The organism is Proteus sp. LHD240705 (assembly GCF_047921555.1).
In the GTDB taxonomy this organism is placed as follows: Bacteria; Pseudomonadota; Gammaproteobacteria; order Enterobacterales; family Enterobacteriaceae; genus Proteus.
Genome location: NZ_JBLRMI010000004.1, coordinates 292,540 through 308,326 on the forward strand (window position 1 = coordinate 292,540; position 15,787 = coordinate 308,326).

Here is a 15,787-nt window from a genome sequence, read left to right on the forward strand (position 1 = left end):
CATTCTCCTTATTTAGAACCTGCTTCAGTCGGTTTTGAGCCTTGTGTGTCAGTATCTGTTTTGACAGGTTCTGGTTTTACCGCCTCAGTTTTCGTAGATTCGGTTTTTGTAGATTCTGGTTTGGAAGGCTCTGGTTTAACCACTATTGCAGGCGGTTGTTTTTCCTCACCTTTTGACTTCTCTGTTATCGATTGCGTCGAAACGGGTTTTTCATTCGTTTTTTCAACGGCTGGTTTTTCAGCAGCAGGTTTCTCTGCATTCACTTTTTCTGTTTCCGTTACGCTCTCAGCTAAATCTTCATTTTGCGATAGCGAATCAACAGAGCCACTCTGTTTTCTATTCGATAACTGCCGTTCAATTTGGGTAAGACTTTCAAGCTTTTTCAGGGTGAGACTCAGTTCATGCTGTAACGCATTATTCTCTTTTCTTAGTGCATCAATTCTATTATCTGTATCTGTGATTAAACGGCGATAACGACTCTTTTCTTCTGCTAAAGAGAGAATAAGCGTTTGGTTCTCAATCCATGTTGATAATAGAACTCGCATAGAACTTGGAAATTGTAATTGATAGCTTTCTAATAATACTAATTGTGTTCGACGATCGGCAATCGTCATTCCAGCACGCTCTAATAGAATACTTTTATAAAATGCATCATCCCAACCAGTGACGACAACACTGCTGGCTTGGCGTTGTGCTTCGGTCGTCATTATGCGGTTTGTACATTCAATGGCACGTAACCAATAAAGCGCGTTATTGATGCCTTCATCATAAAATGAGCTTAATGTTTTACATTCAGCCCAACGATAATCAATCGTTTTTTGCTTAACAACGGGGATTTCTGGCTCAGGCTCTTGTGTCTCAGTGAGCGACTTTGGTGTACACCCTGAAAGAACCAGTGGAAACATAATAAACAAGAAACACTGCTTCCAATTTAATGCAATTTTTCTAGTTGATGCAGGGGCCATAGATAACAATTCAATACCAAGCATCTTCTTATTTATTTTTTTATACTCATGATGAGGAGATGCTTGTTTTTGTGACCTGATTTGCATTATTTAATCTCAGAAAGTAGCGGTAATTCAATACGAAAACAGACATCGGCATAGTCAGAAGGAACAACACTTAGTTCACCTTCCATTCTTTTGATACAGTCATGAGCAATACTTAAACCTAAACCACTTCCTTTGACAGCCCCTTTGCGTAGCAAAGATCCTTGGAAAAAGGGTTCAAAAATCATTTTTTGTTCAGATTCAGGAATAGGTGTTCCTTTATTGGCTATATCAATAACTATTTTCTGTTCAACTTGATAACTAGAGATCCAGATATTACCTGATTCAGCACCATAGTGCACCGCATTCGAGTAGAGATTGTCGATAACTCGCGATAATAACGTCGCTTCTGCTCGACATGTGGTTAGATTAAGTGAAATTATCGTTTTAATATCTTTTGCTCTCGCGGGTAAACTGTGGGCTAATACCACATCATTTACTAAATCAGTCAAGTTAATTTCTTCGATTTGTTGAGGAACTTCAGAAAGTTTTCGATTGTAATCAAGTAGTTGTTCAATTAATAACTGTAACTGCTTACTGCTATTATCGAGAATTGAAACGACTTCTTTTTGATCAAGAGTTAAAGGACCCGCAACTTCATCAGCTAATAATTCCGTACCTTCTCGCATACTCGCTAACGGTGTTTTTAACTCATGAGAAATATGACGCAAAAATTCATGTCGTTGTGACTCAAGCCATGCTAAACGCTCACTTAACCAAATAATACGTTGTGCTAATGAACGAAGTTCTCGCGGCCCTTGAAAAGTATCTAGATTATTACTCAGTGTTCGACCTTCACCTAATCGATTGATCATCTTCTCAATCCCTTTAACAGGGCCAATAATCATTCGAGTAAATAGCGCAATGAGGATCAAACTGAAAACAAAAACGATAAGACTTTGCCAACCAAAATAGCGCCCTTTCTCAGCGATTGCCATTTGAAGTTGTTCACCACGGCTAAAAATAATCTCTTTAGTTAATACAACGATACGGTTATTGGCATAAGAGAATTGCTCTAAAGCTTGTTGCATCTCTTTTGTGGGTTCACTGCTTTCACATTGAATCGATTTTAGTTTTTCAAGTGAGGTATTAAGTACATCGGCTTCTTTAGATGCCGAAAGAGGAATAATGGTTTGCTGTAATGTTGAGAAGAGTTTGGTGTATTGCTGGTAGCGTTGCTGATACATATCATCATCAGTTTTATCTCTTAAAACACAATACCGACGATAGTTTCCTTCCATTTCAATCGCAAGATTTCGCATTACTTCACTGCGTTCAGTATCTGCGAGTGCATTTTTATTGGTAATAGCAGCCTGATTACTTAATTGATCGAGACTTTGATAAGCCTGATAAGCAAGCACAAGTAAAGGTAATAGCACCATCCAAAATGCCATTATCACGAGCTGTCTTAAAGAACGGGGGAAAACACGCCACTTTTTCAATGAAATCATCTCAACACCTATTAGAGTAATGCGATGCTACATGACTTGATAACAAGAAAAAAGTCCGACATTGGGAAAATTAGGTAAGAGAACAAACACAAACGAGGAAATGCGACAGGCTCTAGAAGTGGGAGAGCGGAATATCTTATTGAGATATTCCGCTCGTCAATATTTCATCTCTTTTTTCTCTAAAAGAGAATGAAGGTGGTGCCTCACTCCACGTGTCGCCCTGTGTTTGATAAGGTCCGAAGACGAGTATCATGATGTTGGACGGTAGGCACCTTACTCTGGCGTCATTCCTGGCTTATGTGGTATGTTCCCACCCATATTGTGGACCGACATAAAAAGTTGAATGAGCAACTGATTTATATAATGCACAAGGCGTGCCAACTTTTCAAAAAATCCTCTAACAAACTGAAAATAAACAAAAAATAAAAATACCTCTCTGATATTTTATTTATAACTCTTTTTTATCTAGTTATAAAACAACCAAGCTGTCTCCATATCCAGACAGAGTTACCCTAAATTTAATAATTACTTATATTTCAATAAATTAAATGTCGCCAAAAAGAGACAAGCAAACTAGTAAGTGTCGCCGTTTTTACACAACAAAAAATAATTCTTTTATTATCAATAAAATAAAGCCTCTAACAATGTAGAGGCTTTATGTATTTATCTCTAAGATAATATTACATTTGATTAATCAAATTGTTTTCTTGCATTGCGGAATAAACGCATCCAAGGGCTGTCTTCACCCCAATTATCTGGATGCCAAGAATTACTGACTGTTCTAAACACACGTTCTGGGTGAGGCATCATAATGGTTGAGCGACCATCTTTTGTAGTGACAGCCGTGATCCCTTTTACAGAGCCATTAGGATTTAATGGATATTGTTCTGTTGGATTACCGTAGTGATCCACAAAACGTAATCCCACTAAATTTTGTGCTTCTAGTTGTGCTAGTTGCTCAGCATTACGGAATTCAGCAAAACCCTCACCATGAGAAACTGCGATAGGCATTTGTGAACCCACCATACCTTGTAGTAATAATGATGGGCTTTCTGTCACTTTCACTAAACTAAAGCGCGCTTCAAAACGCTCAGAACGATTGCGAACAAAACGAGGCCACAAATCTGCACCTGGAATAAGTTCTGATAATGTCGACATCATTTGGCAACCATTACAGACCCCGAGAGATAAGGTATCTTGACGTTCAAAGAATTGAGCAAATTCATCGCGTAAGCGAGAATTAAATAAGATGGACTTCGCCCAGCCTTCCCCCGCACCTAATACGTCACCGTAAGAGAATCCACCACAAGCCACCAGCACATCAAAATCACTGAGTGAACGTCGTGATGAATGTAAGTCACTCATATGAACGTCGATAGCATCAAAACCAGCCCTGTCAAAAGCAGCCGCCATTTCAACATGAGAGTTAACACCTTGCTCTCTTAAAACTGCAATACGAGGGCGACTCCCTGTTGCAATATAAGGTGCAGCAATATCTTCATTTGGATCAAAGGTTAACTTCACATTTAACCCAGGATCGTTGAGATCTTGTTTTGCTTGATGCTCTTCATCCGCACACTCTGGATTATCACGTAAGCGTTGCATTTGCCATGTTGTTTCTGCCCACCAAAGACGCAATGTGCTGCGTTTTTCGTTGTAAACTTCCGTTTCACGGCTTTGGATAATAATGGCATCATTTTCTGTTGCTTGACCTAAATAATGTAAACAATCCGATAAACCATATTCGGCAAATAATGCTTCGACAACTTCTTGATGTTCAGCACGAATTTGGATCACACCACCGAGCTCTTCATTAAAGAGTCCAGCTAAAATATCTTCATCATAAGCACTGATATCAACGTGTAAGCCACAATGGCCTGTAAATGCCATTTCTGCAAGAGTGACAAATAACCCACCATCAGAGCGATCGTGATAGGCCAACAATTTGCCTTCATTGACCAATTGTTGCATCACATTGAAGAACTGTTTCAACTGTTCAACATCTCGAAGATCAGCCGCTTTTTGACCTAATTGGCGATAAACTTGCGCTAGTGCCGTTGCACCTAATGCATTATGACCATTACCCAAATCAATTAAATACAAGCGGTTTCCAGCTTGTGTTGATAATTCAGGCGTCACTGTTTTACGCACATCTTCAACACGAGAGAATGCTGTAATAACTAAAGATAGTGGAGAAGTAACCTCTTTGGTTTTCCCATCTTTATCTTGCCAGCGCGTCTTCATTGACATCGAATCTTTGCCCACAGGAATAGTAATACCTAGCTTTGGACATAACTCTTCACCAATGGCTTTCACTGCGTCATATAAACCTGCATCTTCACCCGGATGACCTGCTGCTGACATCCAGTTAGCCGAAAGCTTAATGCGATTAAGTGCTTCTACATCACAACCCGCCATATTTGTTAGTGCTTCACCGACAGCCATACGTGCAGAGGCAGCAAAATCTAACAGTGCGATAGGTGCTCGTTCACCAATAGACATCGCTTCACCATAATAGCTATCTAATGTTGCTGTGGTAACGGCACAATTGGCAACAGGAATTTGCCAAGGCCCGACCATTTGATCACGCGCAACCATTCCCGTTACAGTACGGTCACCAATGGTAATTAAGAAGGTTTTTTCAGCAACGGCTGGTAAATGAAGAACACGATAGACGGCATCTTTTAAATCGATATCTTTACGGGAGAGATACTCACCTTCTGTTTTAAGTGATTTTACATCACGCAACATTTTAGGTGCTTTACCTAATAATATGTCTAATGGCATATCAATCGGCTTATTATCAAAGTGTGTATCATTGAGCACTAATTCACGCTCTTGCGTTGCTTCACCGATCACAGCATAAGGTGCTCTTTCACGCTGACATAACGCATCAAAAAGAGGCATTTTTTCAGGCGATACCGCCAATACATAACGCTCTTGAGATTCATTACACCAGATCTCAAGTGGGCTCATACCCGGTTCATCATTAAGAACATCACGTAATTCAAAACGACCACCACGACCGCCATCATTAACTAATTCAGGCATTGCATTAGAAAGACCACCAGCACCAACATCATGAATAAATAAGATCGGGTTATCGTCACCTAATTGCCAACAACGGTCGATAACTTCTTGGCAACGGCGTTCCATTTCTGGGTTATCACGCTGAACAGAGGCGAAATCTAAATCAGCATCTGATTGACCTGATGTCATAGAAGAAGCGGCACCACCACCAAGACCGATGTTCATAGAGGGTCCACCAAGTACAATTAACTTAGCGCCAACAGTGATTTCGCCTTTTTGTACGTGATCTTCACGAATATTACCGATACCCCCAGCTAACATGATGGGTTTATGGTAACCGCGAATTTCAACACCATTGTGGCTATTTACTTGTTCTTCATAGGTTCTGAAATAACCTAATAATGCCGGACGACCGAATTCATTATTAAATGCCGCACCACCTAGTGGACCTTCAGTCATAATGTCTAATGCATTAACAATACGCTCTGGTTTGCCAAAATCTTCTTCCCAAGGCTGTTCAAATCCCGGAATACGTAAGTTAGAAACCGAAAATCCAACTAGACCAGCTTTAGGTTTTGCACCACGCCCCGTTGCGCCTTCATCTCGAATTTCACCGCCTGAACCCGTTGCAGCCCCTGGCCAAGGTGAAATTGCTGTTGGGTGGTTATGTGTTTCTACTTTCATCAAGATATGTACGGGCTCTTGATGATAGTGATAATGCCCTTTTTCTGTATCAGGATAAAAACGCCCCGCCACAGAGCCTTCCATTACTGCCGCATTATCTTTATAAGCTGACATGACATAATCAGGCGTTTGCTCAAACGTATTTTTAATCATTTTAAATAATGATTTATCTTGAGCTTTACCATCAATTATCCAATCAGCATTAAATATTTTGTGGCGACAGTGTTCAGAGTTAGCTTGTGCAAACATATAAAGCTCAACATCTGTTGGATTACGCTGTAAGCGGCTAAAAGCATCGACTAAGTAATCAACTTCATCGTCTGCCAGCGCTAATCCCATTTCGATATTCGCTTTTACTAGTGCATCTTTGCCTTTTGCAAGCACATCAATCGTTTTTAGTGGTGCTGGCGTTTGCTCGGCAAAAAGTGCATTTACATCTTGATAATTTAAGAAGATGGTTTCCATCATTCGATCATGAATAAAACCATAAAGCTGTTGCCACTGATTGTCTGTCATCGTATCGCACTCAATAAAGTAGGCGATACCACGTTCAATTCGGACAACCTTGGCTAAACCACAGTTATGTGCAATATCTGTCGCTTTAGAAGACCAAGGTGAAATTGTTCCCGGGCGAGGTGTAACAACTCGCATTTCCCCAACAGGCTCATGTTCTGTTAATGAAGGTCCATAATGCAGTAGTTGACGTAATTTAGTTTGATCATCTTCAGATAACTGCCCTTCCACTTTCGCGAAATGGACAAATTCCGCGTATATACCTTGTACAGGAAGATCATTTTCCTGACATAGAGTGAGTAATTTATTAATACGAAACGCGGATAAAGCGGGGGAGCCACGCAGGATTTCCATAGTATTGAGTTCTCTCTTTTAGCAGCTAACCTGACCAATCATTCAGGGGAAACGCGCCTAGTATAATAGAATAACCGTTCAGACGAAACCGTTTGCGTGAACAAAATAACGGCATTTAACTTAGAGTGTTTTAATGATTAATTGGTGTAATCAAGTTGCGTCTTGCCAATATGTTAAGCAAAATGCTCGATTACTGGAAATTTATCCATGTTAAAATGACGATTTTACACACAACAATAAACAACGTTAACGAGAACCAACCTATTGAATAATATAAGGATAAACTATTTCGTTATCGTTATCATAGCGCTCTTTTCAGCGGCTATTATCGCGTTGAATATTACATGGCCAGATAGGCAAAAAGCGCAGATAAATAAGATTTTATCTCGTGGTGAGTTAAGAATTAGTACGATACCTTCACCATTGATAACGATGAACGATAAAAAGGACCCCGTAGGTTTCGATTATGAATTAGTGAAACGCTTTGCAGATTACCTAGGCGTGAAACTTGTCGTTAATATGCGGACAAATATCAACCAAATGTTTGATGATCTGGAGAATAATAAAGCTGACTTTATCGCCGCCGGATTACTTTATAATAAAGAGAGATTAGATACGACACGCAGTGGCCCTGCTTATTTTTCAGTTTCTCAACAGCTGATTTACCGTAAAGGGACATTAAGACCACGTAGTTTTGATTCGTTAGATGGGCGGCTTGTTGTCACTGCTGGCTCAGCTCATGCAAGTTTATTGCGAACATTAAAAGAGACGCAATACCCCGAGCTTGAATGGGAAGAATCAGATAATCAGACGACCTCGCAACTGCTAGAAGCATTATCAGAAGGTAAAATAACCTATGTTTTAGCAGATTCCATCAGTGTTGCAGTACAACAACGCATTCATCCTAATGTTGCCGTAGGGTTTGAAGTCACTGAAAGCCGTCCACTAACGTGGTATTTGCCAGATGGTGAAGATAATAGCTTATATGCAGCGATGCTCGATTACTTTAATCAATTATCTCAAGAAGATGTGTTAGCAAGACTTGAAGAAAAATATTTTGGCCATGTAGGTACATTTGATTACTTCGATACTATCTCTTTTATTACGGCGATAGATTCTATTTTGCCAAACTATCAACCTCTTTTTGAAAAGTATGCAGATACTTTCGATTGGCGGTTATTGGCAGCTATGGCATGGCAAGAATCACATTGGGACCCTCATGCTACATCACCAACTGGAGTTAGAGGATTGATGATGTTAACTCGCCCTACTGCATCAAGTATGGGCGTTACTGACAGGCTTGATCCCGAAGAGAGTGTTCGAGGAGGAGCACAATATCTTAAGCATCTCCTTTCGCGCTTACCAGATTCTATTCCAGAAGATGAAAAAATTTGGTTTGCATTGGCAGCATATAATATGGGATTTGGTCATATGCTTGATGCCAGAAGGCTTACGGAGCAACAAAATGCCGATCCTGATAGTTGGCTAGATGTAAAATCAAGATTACCTCTACTTAGCCAAAAGAAATATTATGCAGACCTCCCTTATGGCTATGCCAGAGGCCATGAGGCTTATCGCTACGTTGAAAACATTCGACGATATCAACTTAGCCTTGTCGGTTACCTTCAAGCCAAAGAGAGCAAAAATAAAATATTATCTAAAGATAAAGAGAATGATAACGATGAAGAGCAAGAAAGCTCATCATTATCATTGACTCAAGATATGGCTTATCAATAATTTTTGTACTTAAAAACAGCCTATTAAACAACATAGCCTCTTTTATAGAGGCTTATTTATTTCATTTCTACTATTCAAAAATCACTCCAACCAATTAAAGCAATCCCTAAATTAATATTTTCTTAATATTAAAAATTGTTACATTTTGTCATGCCATTTTTTACCCAAAATAGGGAAAATTCATGTGTTAAAAAATGTAACACTCATTAGCCAAAACACTCACCCAATGAGTAAACTGTGTTTAAAATGATCCAATTAGTCATTTTATGATTGTTATTTTTGGAGAAACTTTTTTCACGATAAAAATTAACCTAAAGGTGTCATTATTAACATCTAACTTATTGAATTATATATATTGCGATAATCTATAATTGATTTTATTAATTTTTCTAACCTAATGTTAATAACATTACTTTTTGTAAAGTTAAAATAATGTTAATTGCATTGTCTATTAAATTTATCTGCCTGATAAACTTTTTCACCCATAAATTGAGTAATAAAAAGAATAAACCTACATAAAACTCTATTAATATGGAATAGGCAAGATTAAATATGAAAATTGAGTAAATCAACAAAATGTTATATCAAATAGAATGCCTTTGTTGATATCATATAAACCAGTCATTATTCGAAACAACTCGAAATATAATGCAAATCAATTTTTATATTCCGACACTAATATTATTTTTCTATAAATAATAATACGCACGATCTTCAAGGGATTATCTATAATGAAACTGAGTAAAATTGCTTTAGCTGCTGCTTTAGTATTTGGTATTAATTCTGTTGCAACTGCTGAAACTTCTGCACCAAAAGTTGGCGCAACTAAAGGCGAAATTCAATTAAAAGGTGAAATTGTTAATTCAGCTTGTGGATTAGCAGCTTCTTCAAGTCCTGTTATTGTTGATTTCAGTGAAATCCCAACTTCTGCATTAGCAAATATGCAGAAAGCAGGTAACGTTAAAAAAGATATCGAATTACAAGACTGTGATACTACCGTAGCAAAAACAGCTACTGTTAGCTATACACCAAGTGTTGTTAATGCAACAAATAAAGACTTAGCATCTTTCGTATCTGGCTCAGCTTCTGGTGCAGGTATCGGCTTAATGGATGCTGGCAGCAAATCAGTAAAATGGAACACAGCAACAACACCAGTACAATTAGTTAATGGTGTTTCTAAGATCCCATTCGTTGCTTACGTTCAAGCTGAATCAGCAGACGCAACTGTAACTCCAGGTGAATTCCAAGCCGTAATCAACTTCCAAGTTGATTATCAGTAATCGTTTTATTTATTTAAATTAATTAAATAATAAATTAATTACTGCATTAACGCAGGGGACTTCCTCTGCGTTAAATTTGATAAAACACTTCAATTTAATAAGAATAAAATAAAAAGTAATAAAATAAATATTCATTATTTAATTACTTTTTATTTTATTAATAATTAGGCGTTTATTCATGTTAATTTCTTTTTTTCACAGCACAATATGGAAAAACATTTGTGCCATTTTGCTATTGTGCTTAGCGCTTTTCGCTCAAGCCGAGCCTGATGATTCTGTGGAATTTAACATTCATATGCTAGATGCCGAAGACAGAGATAATGTCGATTTATCTCGTTTTGCAACCTCTAACTACATTATTCCGGGTATGTACTACTTAGATATCCGTATAAATGGTCGTGACTTCCCTCGCCAAAACATTAATTATGTTGAAGTAAAACCCAATTACTCCATCGCTTGTATTGACCCTACTCTTCTAAAAAAGTTAACAGTTAACGAAGAAAATCAAAAATTTATCGAAGAAATCTCACCAGATTGTTTCAATATTAGTCAATTACCAGGTATCTCTATCAAAAATGATGGCGGTATTCTCGATATTGTTATGCCTCGCTCACTAATGAAATATGAAGATGCGGATTGGACACCACCTGAATTGTGGGACCCAGGTGTATCTGGGTTATTAGTTGACTATACCCTAACAGGTATATCAACTCGCCCAAATCAAGGCAATAATAACAACTCATTAACAGGATATGGGCAAGCTGGAATTAACCTTGGTGAATGGCGACTACGTGCTGAATATCAAGGAAACTATTCATCTGAATATTCATCAAATAATAGCTTTGATTGGAATCAGATATACGCCTATAAACCATTACCTAGCCTAGCTGCAAAATTAACGCTTGGTGAAACTTATTTAAACTCTCAAGTTTTTGATAGTTTTCGTTTTACAGGTGCCAATATACAAAGTGATGAAAGAATGTTGCCCCCTTCTTTGCAAGGTTATGCACCTGAAATTCATGGCATCGCAAACACTAATGCCAAAGTGACTGTAACGCAAAACGGTCGCTTAATTTATGAAACTACGGTACCTGCGGGCCCTTTTGCTATTAAACATTTACAAGATACAGTACAAGGCCAATTAAATGTCAGAGTCGAAGAGCAAAACGGTAAAGTAAGCGAATTCCAAGTACAAACAGCCAATCTACCTTATATGACTCGCCCAGGTTCAGTGCGTTATAACACATCAATGGGTCAGTCGTCGCTCAACAACCATAAAATGCAAGGCCCTGTTTTTTATCAAGGCGATTTTTCATGGGGTATGAACAACACATGGTCGCTGTATGGTGGGGTTTTGTTGACAGCTAAAGATTACAATGCGTGGTCATTAGGTTTAGGTCACGATATAGGGCGTTTAGGTACGCTTTCAGGTGATATTACTCAGTCTTATAGCAAAACCTATGATAATGAAAATATCAATGGTATGTCCTTCAAACTGAACTACGCTAAAACCTTTGATGAGTACCATAGTACGATTACTTTTGCAGGTTATCGCTTTTCAGAGAAAACATTCCGATCTTTCTCTCAATATATGGATGAGCGTTACAACGATATTAATAACAATGGTTATGAAAAAGAGATGTATACCATTACAGGTAACAAAACTTTTTGGGCTGATGATATTGAAAAATCGACAACACTTTATCTCTCTTATCGACACCAAAACTATTGGGATAAAAAGACACAAGAACAGTATGGTGTTACGGTAAGCCGTAATTTTTCTATTATGGGTATAGAGCAGATTAATACTAACTTATCTGCCTTCCGTACTCAGCATAAAGATAATACTGATGACAGTATTTCTTTTAATATTTCAGTTCCATTAGGAAGTGGTAAAAGCATTGGTTATAGCTTGCAAGACAGTAACGGAAAAGTGAACCAAATGGCCTCTTATTCTGATAATAGCAATTATAATAATCTATGGCGTGTCCGTGCAGGTTTAAGCTCAGACAATAAAGCCAATACTGATGGTTATTATCAACACCGTTCGCAATATGCAGAAATTAATGCCAATGCGAGCTATCAACAAGATAATTATGTTGCACTAGGTGCAACAGTTAAAGGCGGATTTACTGCAACACGCCACGGCGCTGCATTACATAGCAGTAGCATGACATCAAGTACTGCTCGCATGATGGTTGATACTGATGGCGTTGCAGGCGTACCATTTAATAATCAAAGCACAACGACAAACCTATTCGGTATTGGGGTATTAACTGACTTAACTAGTTATAACAATGTTGATGCTCGTATTGATGTTGATAAAATGGATTCAGATATTGAAACACACAAAGCCATTACTTCTGCCACATTAACTGAAGGCGCAATTGGCTACTATAAATTCCCTGTTCGCCAAGGTGAGCGCCTAATGGCCATCTTACAAACAGTCGATCAAAAACACCCACCATTTGGTGCCGAAATCACCAATAAAAACGGTGAAAATATGGGAATGGTGATGGAAGATGGTTTAGTTTATATCGCCGGTGTTAACCTTAATGAATCATTAAACGTGATCTGGGGTGGTAAAACCCAGTGTACGATTACAATCCCAGCTGCAATTAACGATCCACTAAAACATGAATTGTTATTATGTCAGGGATTTTAATGAATAAAATGAATTACTAGAGATAATTGTATGAACTCATTCAACACACTTAAAACGCTTTTTTGTGGCTCATTAATTGCACTTAGCATTGTGAGTACGACTCAAGCGGGCGTGTCATTAGATAGAACTCGCATTGTACTAATGGGCAACGAAAACTCAGCTAGCGTAAACCTAAAAAATACTAGCCCTGATATTCCTTTCTTAGCACAATCATGGGTTGAAAATGAACACGGACAAAAAATCGCTTCTCCTTTAGTCGCATTGCCACCTTTACAGCGTCTTGATGGTGATCAAAAAGGCGTGGTTAGAATTACCAAAACAGCAGAAATTGGTCTTTTGCCACAAGATAGAGAATCACTGTTTTATTTAAATGTGCGTGAAATTCCACCAGCACCAAAACAAGCTAACGTGTTGCAAATGGCAATGCAGTCTCGCATTAAATTATTCTACCGCCCAACAGCCATTATTCCTGAAAAGCCAGGCATGGTTTGGCAAGATCAATTAGTGTTTAAAAAACAAGGCAATCAATTTATTGCAGAAAATCCGACACCTTATTACATCACAATTATCGGGCTTTCTAATAAGTTGAATGGTGAGGATAGCGATAAGTTAACTACCTTCCCTGGTTTAATGGTTGCGCCTAAAGCATCACTGGAAATTCCAGTTAAAAGCAGTAACGTCAATCAATTTTACATGATGTATGTAAATGATTACGGCGGACATCCAGAATTAAAATTTGCTTGCCAACAAAATAGCTGTAAAGCAGCACCTAAAGAACAACAACCCAAATATTAATTAACTTGACGCCGGTAGGAATAAAATGAAATTAACAACAGCAAATTTTTATTTCAATACGCTAAAATTACTTTTTACTGGCGCAATGTTATGTACTCCAGTTGTGGCATCTGCTTATATTCATGGTGAAGTTCGCACTGTTGGAGGCCCTAATATTTTTAGAGTTGCATTAAATAACGCAACATTTCCTAATAACCGACCTGGCGAAACGGCCACAGTAAACTTTTCTTTGCCTGACAGATATTTAGCAACGGTTTATTGTCCTAAAGATCCTTTAGTTCCGAATTCTCGCACTTATTATATGGCAAATTCTGACCTACGCTATTTAGGCAATAATTACTATGAACTGAATGAATATGTCGATGTTCAGATCAAGTTTTCTATTTGGGGTCCTGAATCACTTCCTACTGTTCCTTTTATTGAAAAACCGAACAATCGAAATGGGCAACAAGGCTGCAGTGTCCCTGAATCACCAAAACCCAACATGTCATCAGGAAGTAGTGGTGTATTAGTCTTTCGCTTGAAAAAACCGATTATTAATGGGGTTTCATTAACAGGACAAGCTGTAGCTCAAATGTATGCACGTGTAGGTAATGGCTTATATCAAGAATATGGCCCTGAGCCAATTTCAAAATTAGTGATTAGTTCAGGAATATTAACCACGGAAGATAGATGTACATTTAATAATGGCTCTCCAATTACCTTTGATTTTGGCAATGTCGGTAATACCTCTGACTATTTAAATGGTCAAAACTACAAGATCACGCGCAATATTCCCATCAAGTGTGAAGGTGGTAGTTTTACTAACCCTAACAGTAGAATTATGTTCAAAATTCAAACTGGGAGCTCAGGTATCGCTAGTTTTAACCCTAATTATCTTGGCACAACAGGACCTGTAGATAGAACTAATTTAGGTATTGTTTTAAGAGACAAATCAGGAGCGATTGTGCCACCTAATCAATATTTTTCTGTCGGGAAACTGAATAATTTTAAAGGAAACTGGGAAGTCACAGCAGCTCCTATCGCAAAAACAGGTAGCAAAATTACAGAAGGTGAATTTTCAGCACATGCCACATTAGTTGCGGAGTTTATGTAATGGAAAACCCAATAACAAAATCTGCTATTTCTCTTTTATTATTACTTTCACCTTCCGCTTTTGCTGTGACCGAGCTTATTGGTGGTGATATGGAATTTAAAGGTGTTGTGGTTGCACATGGTTGTACTATTGTTGCTGGTGATGAAAATAAAGTAATTGATTTCAAACAGATATCAGCAAAAGATCTCTATACTTTTCAAAAAAGTGAACCTGTTGCTTTTAGTATTAGTTTAGAAAATTGCAGTCAGGATATTTATAAAAGCGTCACGATTACGTTAGATGGGAAAGAGCATCCTACAATGCCCGATCACCTTGCTGTTGTTGGCACAGGATCTGAAGATCCTAAAAGTATCGGGATTGTATTTACAGATGTTCAACGCAATGTTATTCAATTAAAAAAGCCGAGCTCAACTCGACTTCTTAATAATAAACGTATTCAGTTTAATTTTATGACATATGTTGAGGCATCACCCTCTGCACTGAAAAATCAAACATTGCTCACTGGCCCATTCCAAGCACAAGCAACGTATACCCTTAATTATCAGTAAACAGGTATTATTCTTTTATGGCTGGTTCAGTATTGATTATAACTGGACTGGTTTTTTGCTTTTTAAGTTGTTTCTTTTCAGCCCTTCTCATTTTAAAAAATTGGCTTAAAAGCTGTGAACACTCCTCACCTAATACACCTGATGTTATCTCAACTTTATGGTTCATTCCGGGGTGCTGTAAAATATCAATAAATGAACCAGCTGCACCTGTTTTTAAATCTGAGGCGCCATAAACTACGCGTTTTACCCGACTATGCACAATCGCTCCTGCACACATCACACAAGGTTCTAGGGTAATATAAAGAGTTGCATCGAGTAGACGATAATTTTGTAAATGCTTTCCCCCTTTGCGTAATGCCATAATTTCTGCATGTGCAGTGGGGTCGTTATCGATAATTGAATGATTCCATCCTTTAGCAATGATTTTATTATCAACGACTAATACTGCGCCCACTGGTATTTCACCGATTTCTTGTGCTTTTTGCGCTTGCTCAATCGCTTTATGCATCCAATAAATATCATCTTTAACTTTATTCACAAGGATATCTCTTCATGATCATATAGCGGGATATTGTACCCTGTTTT

At 38.1% G+C, this 15,787-nt stretch carries 10 protein-coding genes; 6 read left to right on the top strand and 4 right to left on the bottom strand.

What is annotated here, in order from left to right; genetic code table 11:
* Positions 1–8: 8 nt before the first annotated feature.
* The 3 genes from qseG to purL form a co-directional block, all read right to left on the bottom strand.
* Positions 9–1,052 carry a two-component system QseEF-associated lipoprotein QseG gene (qseG, locus tag ACNART_RS10420; protein WP_368927694.1) on the bottom strand — a complete coding sequence of 348 codons (1,044 nt, stop codon included), beginning with the start codon at positions 1,050–1,052 and terminating at the stop codon, positions 9–11.
* Positions 1,052–2,500, bottom strand: coding sequence for a sensor histidine kinase (locus tag ACNART_RS10425; RefSeq protein ID WP_196534119.1), 1,449 nt, complete (start codon positions 2,498–2,500; stop codon positions 1,052–1,054). Before ACNART_RS10425 ends, qseG begins: the two co-directional genes overlap by 1 nt.
* A gap of 690 nt (positions 2,501–3,190) precedes the next feature.
* Positions 3,191–7,081: a phosphoribosylformylglycinamidine synthase gene (gene purL, locus ACNART_RS10430; protein ID WP_368927692.1), complete on the bottom strand. Its 3,891-nt coding sequence runs from the start codon at positions 7,079–7,081 to the stop codon at positions 3,191–3,193.
* A gap of 264 nt (positions 7,082–7,345) precedes the next feature.
* Between purL and mltF the strand changes: the two genes are divergently transcribed.
* The 6 genes from mltF to ACNART_RS10460 all read left to right on the top strand — a co-directional run bounded on the left by mltF (position 7,346) and on the right by ACNART_RS10460 (position 15,202).
* Complete coding sequence (mltF, locus tag ACNART_RS10435; RefSeq protein WP_109370972.1) at positions 7,346–8,818, top strand: membrane-bound lytic murein transglycosylase MltF; 1,473 nt, start codon at positions 7,346–7,348, stop codon at positions 8,816–8,818.
* 731 nt (positions 8,819–9,549) lie between these two features.
* Positions 9,550–10,098: a fimbrial protein gene (locus tag ACNART_RS10440; RefSeq protein WP_109370973.1), complete on the top strand. Its 549-nt coding sequence runs from the start codon at positions 9,550–9,552 to the stop codon at positions 10,096–10,098.
* Positions 10,099–10,276: 178 nt separating this feature from the next.
* Positions 10,277–12,763, top strand: a complete 2,487-nt coding sequence (locus ACNART_RS10445) for a fimbria/pilus outer membrane usher protein (protein WP_416303591.1) — start codon at positions 10,277–10,279, stop codon at positions 12,761–12,763.
* A 30-nt stretch (positions 12,764–12,793) separates the two neighbouring features.
* Positions 12,794–13,558: a molecular chaperone gene (locus tag ACNART_RS10450; RefSeq protein ID WP_198619724.1), complete on the top strand. Its 765-nt coding sequence runs from the start codon at positions 12,794–12,796 to the stop codon at positions 13,556–13,558.
* A 25-nt stretch (positions 13,559–13,583) separates the two neighbouring features.
* Positions 13,584–14,654, top strand: a complete 1,071-nt coding sequence (locus ACNART_RS10455; protein WP_198619723.1) for a fimbrial protein — start codon at positions 13,584–13,586, stop codon at positions 14,652–14,654.
* A complete protein-coding gene (locus tag ACNART_RS10460) occupies positions 14,654–15,202 on the top strand; it encodes a fimbrial protein (RefSeq protein ID WP_109370977.1) in 549 nt (182 codons plus the stop codon). Before ACNART_RS10455 ends, ACNART_RS10460 begins: the two co-directional genes overlap by 1 nt.
* A 7-nt stretch (positions 15,203–15,209) precedes the next feature.
* Here ACNART_RS10460 and tadA read toward each other — a convergent pair whose 3' ends face one another.
* A complete protein-coding gene (gene tadA, locus ACNART_RS10465; RefSeq protein ID WP_196735119.1) occupies positions 15,210–15,740 on the bottom strand; it encodes a tRNA adenosine(34) deaminase TadA in 531 nt (176 codons plus the stop codon).
* Positions 15,741–15,787 lie beyond the last annotated feature (47 nt).

Coding starts and splice junctions, on each gene's coding strand:
- ACNART_RS10450 (WP_198619724.1), top strand. CDS start 12,794: ATGAACTCATTCAACACACTTAAAACGCTTTTTTGTGGCTCATTAATT.
- ACNART_RS10440 (WP_109370973.1), top strand. CDS start 9,550: ATGAAACTGAGTAAAATTGCTTTAGCTGCTGCTTTAGTATTTGGTATT.
- ACNART_RS10460 (WP_109370977.1), top strand. CDS start 14,654: ATGGAAAACCCAATAACAAAATCTGCTATTTCTCTTTTATTATTACTT.
- ACNART_RS10425 (WP_196534119.1), bottom strand. CDS start 2,500: ATGATTTCATTGAAAAAGTGGCGTGTTTTCCCCCGTTCTTTAAGACAG.
- ACNART_RS10445 (WP_416303591.1), top strand. CDS start 10,277: ATGTTAATTTCTTTTTTTCACAGCACAATATGGAAAAACATTTGTGCC.
- purL (WP_368927692.1), bottom strand. CDS start 7,081: ATGGAAATCCTGCGTGGCTCCCCCGCTTTATCCGCGTTTCGTATTAAT.
- qseG (WP_368927694.1), bottom strand. CDS start 1,052: ATGCAAATCAGGTCACAAAAACAAGCATCTCCTCATCATGAGTATAAA.
- ACNART_RS10455 (WP_198619723.1), top strand. CDS start 13,584: ATGAAATTAACAACAGCAAATTTTTATTTCAATACGCTAAAATTACTT.